The sequence below is a fragment of the Sphingomonas sp. genome (assembly GCF_019242355.1).
In the GTDB taxonomy this organism is placed as follows: domain Bacteria; phylum Pseudomonadota; class Alphaproteobacteria; order Sphingomonadales; family Sphingomonadaceae; genus Sphingomicrobium.
This window is the reverse complement of sequence record NZ_JAFAVR010000219.1, coordinates 1-14,813: the sequence shown is the minus strand read 5'-3', so window position 1 is coordinate 14,813 and position 14,813 is coordinate 1. Positions and strand designations below refer to the sequence as shown.

Sequence of the window (14,813 nt, the reverse complement as noted above, 5' to 3'; positions counted from 1 at the left end):
GCTGGCCGGGTTTTTCGGCATCTTCATCCAAGTCGCATCGCGCTCACCGAACTGCCACTGGCCATATTGGGCCGTGACCTTCCAGCGGCCGAGGGACTGCGTCTGGTCGGCACCGTCGTCGGGCTTCGCGAAGCCGATGGTCGGATGTTCGAACACCAACTTGGCCCAGTCGCGCGCGATCGGCGCAAGCAGGGCGTACTTCGATGAAAAGGCGTTGAGCGTCTCGCCGTCGAGAACTTCCGCGCCGAGCGGGAAGTTAGAATAGCCGGTGGCATCCATCCCGAACGGTGCCCAGCCGATCGCGCCCTTGCCCAGAGCAAGCCACAGGAAACGCGAATATTCCCTCGCGTCGCCGTTCTCCGGCACGAACAGCGGATTATCGGATCGGGCGTAATTGTCGATCTGCTTGTGGTAAGTCCTCTCGGACCGGTCATAGAGATCGGGCGCCTCTAGGCTAAGTTGCGGCGCTGCCGACTTCCAGATGTCGAGCACGTTCCAGTTGGGACCGCCGCTGGCGCCATATTGCGCGCCTTCTTCCTTGAACGGGTCGCTGAGCGCAGCGTTGGCGTACATCGGCAGGTCGAGCTCGGCCTGGCCGGCGGCCGCGACCTGATTGACGTAGTGCGCGGTGTACCAGCTGTTGAAAGCCTGGTCGGCCTTCCAACCGAACACCTCCGTCCAGATGCCGCTCCTACCGGTGTGGCGCGCGAGCTCGGCGGGGATCGGTTTCGTAAAGAGGCGCTCCGCGACGGGCGAGAAGTCGCGCGGTAACTGGTAACTGCCGGTCTCATTCTCGACCTGCACCATGACGATGGTGTGTTGCGGGTCGGTCTGGCGGATGTGGCGCATCAGCGCGGCGAAGGCTCGGGAGTCCGCCTGCAGCGTCGAGGCAGCAAGCGGCGACAAAACGTAGTGAGTCTTGCCGTCCCTGGTAATCATGCGTGGGAAGCGGCGGGTGTCGGACTTGACCCATTCAGGAGCGTAGCCCGCGCTCGTGTTCTTGTACGCGCCGAACCAGAGCGGCACGAGGCGGACATTGTGCTGCCGTGCCTGCGTGACCAGCGTATCGACCCAGGAAAAGTCGAAACGACCTTCCGTCGGTTCGATCTGCTCCCAGGCGACCGGAATCTCGAGCGTGTTCGCGTGCAGCCGGTCGACGACCTGCCAGACCTTGGGCAGCTCGGCGGGATAATTGCTGCTGTTGTTCGTTTGCGCGGCCAGCATCACGAATGGCGCCCCATCGACGATGAAGGCGTGCCTGCCCGACTTGTGCTCGAAGTGCGGCAGGGGGAAGGGCTGAGCGAGAGCCATCGTCGTGCCAAGTGCAAGCCCGGCACCCAAAAGACAGCGGTGAATCAGTGCTTTTCGACCCATCTCCCAAAGCGAGGCATCGCGCGTTGGTAGCGCTAACGCAAGGGGGCAGTCGATGGCGGGCACAGAAGATCCCGCGGCCGTGATGCCGAAAGCATAGATCGCGGGCGACGAACTTCCGAGAGAACCGAAAAGGAAGGTCGAGGCGTGGCCGGCACATCCTCAGTCGTCGCCGCAGCCGCCGAGAGGGCGATCGACGGCGCCAGCAGCCACGCAATGCACTTCAAGCGCGTTCCTGCTTGATCATCGGAGTGTTAGCGCTAGCACTAGGATAGACGACGGAGGAATAAATGCAGCGGTTTGCGAGGTTCGTTGCGCTTTTAGTTCTCTTGGCTCTTGGCGCAGGGCAAGCGGTCGCCGGCGTTGAGGGCGACACCATTCAAGCCGAGGTCAACAAGGCGCCGAACGGTCTTGCACTGACGCCTCCAATGGGTTGGAACAGCTGGAACAAGTTCGCTTGCGACGTCAACGAAGGGACCGTTCGCGCGACGGCCGATGCAATGGCAGCTTCGGGGATGAAAGCCGCTGGGTACCAGTATGTCGTGATCGACGATTGCTGGCATGGACCGCGGGATGCCAATGGATTCATCACTGCCGACGCGCAGAAATTCCCGTCCGGCATCAAGGCGCTGTCCGACTACGTCCATTCCCGCGGCCTGAAGTTCGGGATCTACTCCGACGCCGGCCGATTGACCTGCGGCGGACGACCCGGGAGCCAGGGGCATGAATATCAGGATGCTCTGACCTACGCCCGCTGGGGCGTCGATTATCTCAAGTACGACTGGTGCAACACCGGTGACCGAAACGCCAGGGAAGCCTATGCCGTTATGGCGAGCGCGCTTCGCCAGAGCGGGCGACCAATCGTTTTTTCCATGTGCGAATGGGGTACGGCCAAGCCGTGGCTTTGGGCGAAGAACACCGGCAACCTGTGGCGGACCACCGGCGACATCTTCGACAGCTTCTCGACGAAGGACCCCAAGCGCGATTGGGCGCACACGGTCACGGATATCGTCGACCTGAATGAGCCTTTGTGGAGCTATGCTGGCCCCGGTCACTGGAACGATCCCGACATGCTGGAGGTCGGGAACGGCGGAATGACGCCAACCGAATATCGCTCGCACTTCTCGCTATGGGCAATGATGGCGGCTCCGCTGATCGCCGGAAATGACATCGCGCACATGGATGAGAACACGCGGTCGATCCTGCTCAACAGCGAGGTCATCGCGATCGACCAGGACCGTCTCGGCGCTCAGGGTCACCGAGTCGCCACGGAGGGCACAAGCGAGGTGTGGACCAAGCCATTGGCAAATGGAGGGATCGCCGTGCTGCTGTTCAATCGCAGCCAGCAGCCGGCGACGATTACCGCTACCGCGCAGCAGATCGGGCTGAACGGCAAAGGCCAGATGCACGCTCGGGACCTGTGGGCACATCGACAGGTCGACATGCGGGCAGGCGCTCTCACGGCGACCGTTGAGCCGCACGGGGTGGCGATGTTCCGGCTCGACTCCTAGCCGACCGACCTGGCCGCGTTCGCGAAGTTGCGGATCACGGCCTGTGTTGACGCGTCGGCATCGAAGACGCTGTACCAGCCCTGCGGTTCGTGCGGAGGGTCGCCGAGATAGCTAGTATCGCCGCGTACGAAGTGATGGTCGGGATGCTGCGCACGCCCTTCGCCGCCCCAGCCCCAGAAGTTCGCGCCCGCCGCCGGGCCGCCGGCGCGCATGTTCTCCGCCACCAGCTCGTAGATGAGTGCGTAGAAGCGATCCTTGTAGGCGGTCGTCGCAGCCGGTTCGTAGCTGCCGGCGTCGCGAGGGAAGCCGAACTCCTCGATCACCAGAGGCTTGCCGAGGCGGGTTGCGGCAGCGGCCTGGCGTGCGAAATAGGCGCGAGTGTTGGTCTCGACGGTCGGCCAGGTGCCCGCGAGATTGTTTGGGTCTGCCCAGCTCCAGTTCTGCGGCCAGATGTGAGCCGTCATATAGTCGATCGCGGGCGAAGAATGCGCATCGACGACGCAAGTGTCGTCCTCGATGCAGCCCTGCGTGCCTTCGCTGCCGGTGCAGACGAGATGGTTGGGATCGATTGACTTGATGAGGCGCGCGGTCGCGTCGATCCAGGCGAGATAGGCCGCCATGTGGGCCCGGCCGTTCTGCGGGCTGCCGCCGGGGCGAGGCTCATTCGCGAGCTGCCAGGCCATGATTGCGGGATCGTCTCGATAGAGAACGCCGGTTACGCTGTTGCGGCGGCCGACCACGGCACGGACGTAGTCGTGGTACATCGCGACCGAAGGCGCGCTCTGGTAAAATTGCGACGACATGTCGGCGAACTCCGGCCAGGGATGAGCCGGGTCATTCATGTTGATGTAGCGGCCGCCGTTCGTCCAGTAGAGATAGGTCATCATGCCACCCGACCATTCCCAGAAATTGGTGAGGTAGATGACGGCCGTCATGTTGCGACGTCCGATCTCGGCGAGCGCGACGTCCATGCCTCGGAGCAGGCTCTCGTTGTAGCTGGCACTCTGGTCGCGAAAGGTCGGGCGAACCGAATTCTTGAGCGGCGAGAACTCGGAGCTGCCGAGGATCCGGACATTATCGACGCCGATTCCGCTCAGCCGGTCAAGCTCGCGCTCGAGGCGACCGCGGTTGCCGACGGGTGCTTCGGCACCGAGATAAGCCGCCGCCCACATGTTCGTGCCGACGACGGGATAGCGCGCGCCGCCCCTCGTGAGGTGCATCCCGGCGGTCCGGATAAACCGTGGGCCACCGAACGACGGCGCGGTGACGCAGCTGGCTGCGAGCAGCGCGGACGTTCCGACAATCAATTCACGGCGTGTCGGCATGAGTCTTCCTTGGATGCGCTCACCACCAAGTGGCGTAGAGAGCGATGAGGACGAGGACGACGCCGACCGCTCCCGCGTTGAAGCCGGCGCTCGTCCTGTAGCGAACGTCGGCCGTATCGATGGTATCGGCGTCGGGCCGCTGCCTCGTTGCCAGCGATACGACGACCGCGAGGACCAGCGACACCAGGAACACGACGCCCATGCGGTTGATGAACGGCGTCAGGTAGTCGTTGACGCCTTTCGGGAGCGCGGCCGCGGGCAGGGTGTACTTCATGATCGTGGACAGGAGCACGGAAGTCACCGCGGCGACGATTGCGCCGCCTTCTGTCGCGCGCTTCCAGAACAGGCCGAGCAGGAAGATCACGGTGATGCCGGGCGTGAAGAAACCGCTGAATTCCTGGATGTACTGGAAGGCCTGCTCCGAGCTTCCGACGAGCGGCTTCGCGACGATGATGGCGATGACGATCGCGACGATCGCGGTGACCCGGCCGACGAGGACGAGGTGCCTTTCCTCGCCAGTACTGACCTCGCGATCGTTTTCGGCCCTGGTCGGCTCGCCCCGGAACTTGGCATAGAGGTCGAGGGTGAAGATGGTCGCGATCGAGTTGATCTTCGACGCCGTCGACGCGACGATCGCGGCGATCAGCGCTGCAAAGACCAGCCCGAGCAGCCCGGAAGGAAGCAGTCGCATCATCGTCGGATAGGCTTCGTCCGGCTTGGGCAGGCCCGGCGCGAGCACGACCGCGGCGATCCCGGGAAGGACGATGATCACCGGCATGAGCAGCTTCAGGAAAGCGGCGAAGATGACTCCGCGCTGCGCCTCGTCCAGGCTCTTGGCGGCGAGCGCGCGCTGGATGATGTATTGGTTGAAACCCCAGTAGCTCAGATTGGCGATCCACATGCCGCCGACGAGCACGCTGAGGCCGGGCAAGTCGATGTAATGCGGGTCGCCCTTCTTCAGGATCATGTGGAAATGATCGGGCGCGGTCGAGACGAGCCGGTGCCAGCCGGAGAAGAGGTCCCCGCCGCCGATGTTCTTCAGCGTCAGATATGCGACGACGAGACCGCCGAGCACGAGCAGGGTGACCTGGACGATGTCGGTGAGCGCGACCGCCTTGAGGCCGCCGCGGATCTGGTAAAGCAAGGCGAACACGCCGAGCATCACGAGAGCGACGGTCTGGTCGATGCCGGCGACCTTGTTCACCGCGATCGAGCCGAGCCATATGATCGAAGTCAGGTTCACGAACACGTAAAGCGCCAGCCAGAAGACCGCCATGATCACCGGCAAGACCCTGCCGTACCGCCGCTCGAGGAACTGCGGCATGGTGTAGATGTGGTTCCTGAGGAAGATCGGCAGGAAGAACTTGCCGACAATCAACAAGGTCGCCGCGGCCATCCATTCATAGGAGGCGATGGCAAGGCCGATGGCATAGCCGGATCCGGACATGCCGACGATCTGCTCGGCGGAAATGTTGGCGGCGATGAGCGACGCGCCGATCGCCCACCAGGGCAGGTTCTTCGACGCGAGGAAATAGTCGCTCGTGTCCTTTTGGTGCCCGGCGCGCTCGCGCGATACCCACTGCGCGAGGCTGAAGATGCCGATCGCATAGAGAACGACAACGGCGACATCGATTGTCGACAGCGACATGACAACATTCCCCCCGAAACGGCTGCAGACCTATCGCTCGGCCGCGCGGCCGACAAGCGCAAGAGCGGCATCGCCTTGCGCCAAATCATGTCAGTTTCATTTCGCTTCTGTGGCTGCGAAGCAACAGGCGCGACGGTCAGTGACGGCGCTGCGTGCGGCGCGATTGACTGCGCAAAATCTTTGCATACGAATTCAGTGGCTCACGAGAGTGAGTGGGGAGAGGGTCACCAGACCCGACGCGGTCGGAAAGCAGAAAAGATTGGAAATCTGCGCTTTCCGTTCGCGTTTGGATTGCTCTGGTAGCGCTATCATAACCCCCACGACTCGCGAGCGGGCGGCTTGCCGCAAGCGTTTTCCCGGTAAGTCGGGGATTGGGGAGAAAGATAGATGTTCGGACTGTCGGCTCGCACTGCAACGAACCGCGCGCTTCGCTGCGGCGCATCCACGATCGTTCTTGGCGTTGCGCTTCTGCAGCCCTCGGTTGCGAGCGCGCAGGTTCAGTCGACGGACACTGGCAAGCCGATCAGCCAGACGACGGACGCCAATGCGGACACTGCGCCAGCAAGCGACAGCGTAAAGAACCCAATCATCGTCACTGGCCAGCGGCGCGCGTTGCGGACCTCGCAACAGATCAAGCGCAATGCCGACACGGTGGTCGACTCCATCACGGCGACCGACATCGGCGCGTTCCCGGACAAGTCCGTCGCGGAAGCGCTCCAGCGCGTCCCGGGCATCACCGTCAACCGATTCGCCGCAACCAGCGACACGGCCCACTTTTCGGCCGAGCCGTCGGGCGTTATCATCCGCGGCCTGCCGCAGGTCCGCTCTGAGTTCAACGGCCGCGACACCTTCAGCGCCAACAGCAGCCGCGGGCTCAACTGGACGGACGTCACGCCCGAGCTTCTGGCCGGCGTCGACGTGTACAAGAACCAGACCGCGGACATGATCGAAGGCGGCATTGCCGGCTCGGTCAACCTGCGCACACGGGTTCCGTTCGACGCGCCGGGCCAGCTGATCCAGATCGGCCTCAAGGCGAACTACGGCGACCTGTCGAAGAAGTGGACGCCGGACATCAACGGCTTCTACAGCAACCGCTGGCAGACGGACGCCGGCGAATTCGGGATCATGGCCGACGTTGCCTTTTCGCACGTCACGACGCTGTCGCAGGGCATCCAGTATGGCCGAACGGCGATCATCGCCAACGGCAATCCGGACTGGCCGTCGACGACCTATTTCCCGGCATCGATCGAGTTCCTGAACACCAAATACGACCGCAAGCGCTACGGAATCTCGGGCGCCGCCCAGTGGAAAAGCAATAGCGGCAAGCTGCTCCTGACCGCGCAGTACATCCGGTCGCTCTACCAGAACAACTGGCAGGAGCGGAACTTCGGTGATTGGGGACTTGGGCCAGACCTTTACGGCCAGAACGTCCGCACGATCGTCGGTGGCAACACCAACAATCTGAGCGGTCACATTCCCGTCGTCATCCCGGGGACCCCGAACTTCACGTTCGATTCCAATGGCAATTTCCAGTCCGGCACAACTGGCGTGGACGGAAGCAACTTCTGGTGGGGCGCACCGCCGAACTGGGGTGTCGATGGCCACCCCACCGCACCTGCTCCTGGCATCAACGTCGGTTACGGCGTCAATGATCAGGGCGATCCGATGTTCAATTCGTGCGCGCCCGGCCAAACGCAGGCGATCGGCTGCGTCTACGGTCCGAACGGCAATGCCGTTTACGCGCCGCAGGTCGGCACCGGCAGCCGGATCAACCAGAATCGCGAAGTCACTCAGGACCTGTCGCTCAACGTGAAGTGGGATCCGACCAACGATCTCCACTTCAACTTCGATGGCCAGTATGTGAAGGCGAGCGTCGACAACTACGACCTCTCGGTGGAATTCCACTCCTTCGCCAATGTCGGGCTCGATGCCACAGGCGACCTGCCGCGCATCTCGCTCAGCGATCCGACCAACGTCAACCAGTCGGCCGGCGGGCTGTCGAACCCCGACAACTGGTTCCTGCGTTCGGTCTCGGATCACCTCGAGCGGAGCCATGGCCATGAATATGCCCTCCGCGGCGACGGCGAGTGGGACTTCCACAGCGATTGGCTGAACAGCCTGAAGTTCGGGGCGCGCTTCGCGGACCGGAAGCAGCTGGTCCAGTGGAGCACCTACAACTGGCAGAACGTTGCCAACACCTGGACCGATTGCGATCCCGGCGGCACCGGCACCAACCCGCACCCGTACTGGAATCTCGACAGCCAGCCGGGCGGCACTTGTCTGTCCACGGGCGAGACTTTCAAGGGCTACCCGTCGGGCTTCTACGAAGTCTCGCCATTCGGCGCTTCCTTCTTCGGCGGCCAGCTGGGCAACTTCCCGTTCGTGCCGTTCAGCTTCCTCGAATCGCACAAGGCTGACCTGTTCAGTCGCGATGTGACTGGCGTCGGTGGATACATTCCGATCTGTCAGCGCAACGGCCAGGCCGGCACCTCCGTACCGGTCGAGATGCCGAACAGCTGCTTCACTCCGGATGAGATCAACAACGTCGACGAATCGACAAAGTCGGTCTACGCGATGCTCAAGTTCGGCGGTCCGGACGCCATGATCGGCGGCCTCAAGATCAGCGGCAACATCGGTCTTCGCTACGTCCAGACCCGTGACACCAGCACGGGTTCGGTCCGCTACCCGACCATTCAGGGCGATACGACTTTGTGTCCGCGGATCGCGCTAGTGACGGGGGGACTCGTCGGAAAGGCGCTCATTCCGGGTGATCAGGGATACAAGCCGCCTGAAAGCGGTGGTGCGCCCTACCCGTCATATTGCTACGAGTCCGCCGAGGACATCGCTTTCTCGAGCGGTGGCGGCTCGCAGAGCACGGCGCACAATAATTTCCACAACTTCCTGCCGAGCTTCAACCTGCGCGTTGACCTGTCGCCAAAGTGGCTGATCCGCTTCGCGGCGTCGAAGGCGATTTCCCGCCCCGACATGGGCTTCCTGAAGAATTACATCGGCGTCAGCCAAAGTCTGCCCACATCTACGGGAGGTGACTTCACTGATCCTCGGTGGATCCTCGATTCGAACGGCAAGCCGATCGGCGTGAATCCGAGCTACACTGCGAGTGCCTACAATCCGTATCTGCGGCCCACCGAAGCCTGGCAGTATGACATCTCGCTGGAAAATTACTTCGGCAACGTCGGACAGTTCAGTGTGGCGGCGTTCTACAAGAACTTCACCAACTACATTCAGTACGGCATCTTCAACGAGAACATCACCAACAACGGTGTTACCCGCACAGTCCAGGTCGTTGGGCCCGCAAATGGCAAGGGCGCCAAGATCAAGGGCTTCGAAGTCGACTACCAGCGATTCTTCGACTTCCTCCCTGGGCCGCTCAGCGGTCTCGGCGTGCAGGCCAACTTCACCTACGTGAAGAACAGCGGCGTTCCGAATTCAAACCTGACACCGGTTGGGTCGACGGGGCAGACGACGAACCCCGGCAACGCCGGGACGGCGCTCAACCCGGGCGCTCTCGAAGGCCTGTCGAAGTACACCTACAACCTCGTCGGGATGTACGAGAAGGGCAAGCTTTCGGCGCGTGTCGCCTACAACTGGCGGTCGAAGTACCTGGTCACGGCGGTCGACTGCTGCGTCTATCTCCCGGTTTGGCAGAAGGCCGCAGGCTATCTCGATGCGTCTGTGCGTTACAGCGTGAGCGACAACCTCGAATTGAGCGTCGAGGGCAGCAACCTCCTCAATACGAGGACGAAGTTGCTGCAGCAGGTCGCCGACCGAGACAGCGACATCACCGGCGACGGCAAGCCAGACGGCAAGGTGGTCCTGACTCCCAACGCCTACTTCCAGAACGACCGGCGGTTCATCCTCGGGGTCCGTTGGAAGATGGCCTCGGGCTCGCCGCCCCCGCCGCCGCCTCTTCCGCCGCCACCTCCGCCTCCGCCGGTCGCTGCAGCTACGCAGACCTGCCCGGATGGAACGGTGATCCTGGCCACCGATGCGTGCCCAGCACCGCCGCCTCCGCCGGCACCGCCGCCGCCTCCGCCGGCAGCGGGCGAGCGCGGCCTCTGACCCGGGACATCCGGAGCTTCGGCCACTGACCGGTCGGGCTGAATAAAAGGGGGTGTCGCTCGGTCGAGCGGCGCCCCTTTTCGCTCCTACGAGAAAGGGCGTGACGCCGCTGGACTGCTGAAGTAGCCGGTCAGGACGGCCCGACGGAACGACGACACGTGGACAAACCGCTCGACATTGTGATCCTTGGTGGAGGTACCGCGGGGTGGATGGCGGCTGCGGCCCTTTCGGCCTTGCTGCCCGCCGGCCGGCGACGGATGCGGCTGGTCGAATCCGATGAAATCGGCATCGTCGGAGTTGGCGAAGCGACCTTGCCGCACATCAAGAACTTCAACGATTCCATCGGGATCGATGAAGCCGACATGATGCGGGCGACAAATGCCACGTTCAAGCTCGGCATCCATTTCGTCGATTGGGGCTTCAAGGGCTCGTCCTACATCCACCCGTTCGGGGTTCACGGATCGGCGCAGGCCGGGCTCGGCTTCCACCAGCAATGGCGGCGGTCGCTCGACGCCGGGCGTGACTGGGATATCCAGGACTTCTCGTTCGCTTGCGTGGCCGCGAACGCCAACCGCTTCGATTTTCCAGCCGTGGGCAAGTCGACCGTCAACTCGACCTATTCCTACGCCTATCATTTCGACGCGAGCCTTTATGCGCAGTACCTGCGGCGGTTCGTCGAAGCCCGCGGCGTTCAGCGCATCGAGGGCAAGGTCCGCGACGTCGAGCAGGACCCGGACACTGGCGACATCCGGGCGCTGGTCCTCGAATCCGGCGAGCGGATAGCCGGGCAGTTCTTCATCGATTGCTCGGGATTCCGGTCGCTACTGCTCGCGGGGCGGTTCGGGACGGGGTGGGACGACTGGTCGAAGTGGCTTCCGTGCGACCGGGCGATGCCGGTGCCGACCGAACGGTGCGGCGACCTGACGCCGTACACGCGCGTGATCGCCATGAACGCGGGCTGGCGCTGGCGCATCCCGCTTCAGCACCGGACAGGAAACGGCTACGTCTTCTCGAGCCGCTTCATCGACGAAGACAAGGCGCGCGCGGAGCTTCTGAACAGCCTCGGCGAACCGCTGCTCGCCGAGCCGAGGATGCTGAAGTTTCAGGCCGGCCGGCGGGTGCACTCCTGGGCGCGGAACTGCGTTGCGCTCGGCTTGTCGAGCGGTTTCCTGGAGCCGCTCGAGTCCACGAGCATCTACCTGATCCAGATCGCGATCATGCACCTGTTGGAGTTGATTCCGACCAAGGGACACGATCAGCGGCTGGTCGATGAATTCAACCTGCGCATGGACTTGGAATATGAGCGGATCCGCGATTTCCTGATCCTCCACTATCATTTGAACAGTCGCGAGGACACGGAGCTTTGGCGCTATTGCGCAGCGATGGACGTGCCCGACAGCCTGCGGCGCCGGATCGGCCTGTTCCGTCATTCCGGAATCGTGGAACAATATCGTCATGGCCTGTTCACGCCGCCGAGCTGGCTGAGCGTCTATCTCGGCCAGGGTTTGACGCCGGAGCATTACAGTCCGCTCGCGGATGCGGCACCGCTGAACCGTGCGCTGAAAGATCTCGACGAAATCCGCGAGGATATCCGCGACCGCGTCGACGAGATGCCGAAGCACGCCTCGTTCGTTGCGCGCTACGCCGGTGCGCCGCAGGTCGACGACCGGCATCTCCATGAAGCGGAAGTCCGTTTGTGAGCAGGCGAGTCACATCGGTCGCGGTGGTCGGTCGAGACGTTAGCCTGTGGCTAACGGTGGTGGCCCTGCAAAGCGCACTGGGGCGGACCGGGCTTCGGATCCATGCGGTCGACCTGGGCTCGCGGCTTTCGCGGGCCGATGTCTATGTGGCGCTTCCGACCCTGGCGTCTTTGCATCGGCTGCTGGGCGTGGACGAGCGCCTGGTCCTCGACGCTTGCCGGGGAGTGCCGATGGTCGGGCAGCGCTTCTCCAACTGGGCGAAGGGCGCGCCGCCCTTCATGCTGGCTTATGATGACGAGCCGCCGCCCGGCGGACGGCTGCCGTTCCTGCAATATTGGGCGAAGGCCGCGCTTGAGGGGCTTCGTGTCGGCCTTGAGGAATTCTCGCTTGGCTCTGGCTGCGCTCGGCTCAACGCGGTGCCTTTGCCCGTCGATGAAAATGCTGTTCTGTCGGCGAGCTACGGATATCAGCTCGAAGCGCAGGCTTATGCGGAATTGCTGAAGCAACTCGCGTTGCGACGAGGGATCGAGATTGCGGCGTCCCCGTTGTGCGGTGTCGGCATCACCGGCGATACGATCGAGGGGGTCGAGCTCGCCGACGGAACGCGCATCGAAGCCGACCTCTATGTCGATGCGTCCGGGCGCGAGGCGCGACTGATCGGCGGTCTCGCCAGTGCGCACTTCGAATCCTGGAGCGAATGGCTGCCGTGCGACCGGCTGCTGGCGGCGAGCGCGCCGCGCATGCCCAGCCTGCCGGCTTTTAGCCAGGTGTCCGCCTTCCACGGCGGCTGGGTGGGACTGTTCCCGCTGCAGGACCGCACCGCTGTCGTAGCTGCCTACAGCAGCACGGCGGCCAAGGATTCGGAGGTCGCCGACCTCGCCGGAGTGATCACGCGCGTTAGGATCAGTGGCGATGCTGTCGTCAGCGACTTGGGGCCGGGTGCCCGGCAGTCTCCGTGGCTCGGCAATTGCGTGGCCATCGGCGAGGCCGCGATCGCGCCCGACCCGATTGACGGAGTCGAGATGCAGGTTACGCAAGCCGGCATTTCCCACCTCGTGAGTCTATTCCCGGCAACGGCAGGTAAGTCCCCGGAGGCGAGTGCCTACAACGCCGCGATCCGGTCGTTCGGGTCCAACCTGCGCGATTTCCAGGCCGCGCATTACCTGTTCAATCGCCGCTACGACGAGGCGATGTGGGACAGGGTGCGAGATGCCGCGCCGCCGCCCGGCCTCGCGCGAAAGGCCGGGATGTTCCGAGCCCGCGCGATCATACCGATGGCCGATGAGGAGACCTTTCAAGAGCAGGGCTGGGCCGCGCTGCTGACCGGATGCGGCATCGTCCCCCAGGGCTATGACCCGCGCGTCGATGTCCTTCCGGCCGAGGCACATGTCGAGATGGTGCAGCAACGGCTGCGCGCTGTTGCCGAGCTCGCGCGCCGGATGCCGGCGGTCGACCAGTTCATCGCGGCCGAGCAGCAGATGCCACTGCAGGCCGGCGCATGAGCTTGGAGCCTGCGCGCGATTTTGTGATCGTCGGCGGCGGAACGGCCGGCTGGATGGCTGCTGCGGCGCTCGCCAAGTGTGCTGGCACGCAGCAGCGGCGGATCACCCTGATCGAATCCGAAGCGATCGGCACGGTTGGGGTTGGCGAATCGACGATTCCGCCGATCCAGCTGTTCAATCGTCTTCTCGGGATTGACGAGGACGAGTTCGTTCGCGAGACCAACGCGACGTTCAAGCTCGGCATCGAATTTGTCGACTGGCGGCGCGTCGGCGAACGCTATTTCCACAATTTCGGGCTACTCGGCGCCGACTTGCGGACCGGGGTGTCGTTCAATCATTACTGGCTTCGGTGGGCGCAGTCCGGCGGTGATCCAGACCAGCTCAGGTTCAGTGCCGAGGCCGAGGCGGCTCGGCTCGGCAAGTTTGGTCGGACTCCCGGCGCGGCGGGGAGCGGTCAGCCCAACATCAATTATGCCTTCCAGTTCGACGCCTCCACCTATGCCGCTTACCTGCGCCGCTATTCCGAAAAGCGAGGGGTGATCCGCCGCGAAGGCAAGGTCGTCGACGTCCGGCAGGATCCTGAGACCGGGTTCATCGACGCGGTGCAGATGGAAGACGGGTCGTCCATCCAAGGCGATTTCTTCATCGATTGCTCCGGTTTCCGTGGACTGCTGATCGAGCAGGTGTTCAAGGCCGGGTTCGAGGACTGGAGTCACTGGCTGCCGAACGACCGTGCGGCCGCGGCGCCTGCCGAACGCATGCCCGAGCCGGCTCCGTACACGGTTGCGCGCGCCCGCGAGGCCGGCTGGCAGTGGCGCATCCCGCTCCAGCACCGAACGGGCAACGGCTACGTCTACTGCAGCAGTTACATCTCCGATGACGAGGCATCCTCCAGGCTGGTCGAGTCCCTTGGCGGCAGCGCGCTCGCCGATCCCAGGGTCTTGCGGTTTCAGGCTGGGCGACGGCGAGCGTCATGGGTGAAGAACTGCCTGGCGCTCGGGCTGTCGAGCGGCTTCCTCGAGCCCTTGGAATCGACGAGCATCCACCTGGTTCAGGCGGCGATCTCCAAATTCCTCGACTTCTTCCCGGCGCGGCGGCCCGACCCGGCCCTGATCGACCGATTCAACGAAGAAATGCGGTTCCAGTACGAGTCGATCCGCGACTTCATCATCGCACACTACAAGGTGACCGAGCGCGAGGACACGGAGTTCTGGCGGTACTGCCGGCACATGAGCATCCCCGACACGCTCGCCGAAAAGCTCGAGATGTTCAGGGCGCGCGGGGAGGTGAAGCCGCGTTGGTCGGACATCTTCAGCGAGGTCAGCTGGTTTGCAGTTCTCTATGGGCAGGGCTTGACACCCGAGGGCTACCACCCGCTCGCCGACCTCATGTCCGAGGATGACCTGGAGCTGACGCTGTCGCGGATCCGGTCGGCGATCCGGCAGAAAGTCGATGCGCTGCCGTCGCATGGTGATTTCATCCGCGGTTGTTGCTCATCGCGAGAGATGAGCGCGGCTTGACCTGCGCCGGGGTCGAGCTCGGCGGCACGAAATGCGTGGTCATCCTCGCGCGAGGGCCCGAAGGCGTGATCGCGCGCGAAACGGTGCCGACGACGACGCCGGACGAGACGCTGACCCGGATCGGCGATCTGCTTCGCGAATGGCGAGCGAGCCATG

At 63.6% G+C, this 14,813-nt stretch carries 8 protein-coding genes; 5 read left to right on the top strand and 3 right to left on the bottom strand.

Translation table 11 applies throughout. From position 1 onward, the window contains the following. Positions 1-1,311 (bottom strand): beta-galactosidase (locus JOZ79_RS10890; protein ID WP_294074033.1); only part of this gene is annotated, 1,311 nt, incomplete at its 3' end. Between the two features lie 350 nt (positions 1,312-1,661). Here JOZ79_RS10890 and JOZ79_RS10885 point away from each other — a divergent pair. Then, entirely contained in the window at positions 1,662-2,882 is a 1,221-nt protein-coding gene (locus JOZ79_RS10885) for an alpha-galactosidase (protein WP_294074031.1), read from the top strand. Here JOZ79_RS10885 and JOZ79_RS10880 read toward each other — a convergent pair. Further along, on the bottom strand, positions 2,879-4,207 hold the full coding sequence (locus JOZ79_RS10880; RefSeq protein ID WP_294074029.1) for a cellulase family glycosylhydrolase: 1,329 nt from the start codon (positions 4,205-4,207) through the stop codon (positions 2,879-2,881). The genes JOZ79_RS10885 and JOZ79_RS10880 overlap by 4 nt on opposite strands. Before the next feature lie 19 nt (positions 4,208-4,226). Next, positions 4,227-5,855, bottom strand: a complete 1,629-nt coding sequence (locus JOZ79_RS10875) for a sodium/sugar symporter (protein WP_294074027.1) — start codon at positions 5,853-5,855, stop codon at positions 4,227-4,229. 387 nt (positions 5,856-6,242) lie between these two features. Here JOZ79_RS10875 and JOZ79_RS10870 point away from each other — a divergent pair, with 387 nt between their 5' ends. From JOZ79_RS10870 to JOZ79_RS10855, 4 genes are all read left to right on the top strand, one after another. Then, positions 6,243-9,935: a TonB-dependent receptor gene (locus JOZ79_RS10870; protein WP_294074025.1), complete on the top strand. Its 3,693-nt coding sequence runs from the start codon at positions 6,243-6,245 to the stop codon at positions 9,933-9,935. A gap of 158 nt (positions 9,936-10,093) precedes the next feature. Continuing rightward, a complete protein-coding gene (locus JOZ79_RS10865; protein WP_294074023.1) occupies positions 10,094-11,635 on the top strand; it encodes a tryptophan halogenase family protein in 1,542 nt (513 codons plus the stop codon). Beyond that, the gene (locus tag JOZ79_RS10860; protein WP_366514816.1) at positions 11,632-13,137 is read left to right on the top strand and encodes a tryptophan 7-halogenase; all 1,506 of its coding nucleotides are present in this window, start codon (positions 11,632-11,634) and stop codon (positions 13,135-13,137) included. The genes JOZ79_RS10865 and JOZ79_RS10860 overlap by 4 nt, the downstream gene beginning before the upstream one ends. Then, positions 13,134-14,657, top strand: a complete 1,524-nt coding sequence (locus JOZ79_RS10855; protein WP_294074021.1) for a tryptophan halogenase family protein — start codon at positions 13,134-13,136, stop codon at positions 14,655-14,657. Before JOZ79_RS10860 ends, JOZ79_RS10855 begins: the two co-directional genes overlap by 4 nt. Positions 14,658-14,813 lie beyond the last annotated feature (156 nt).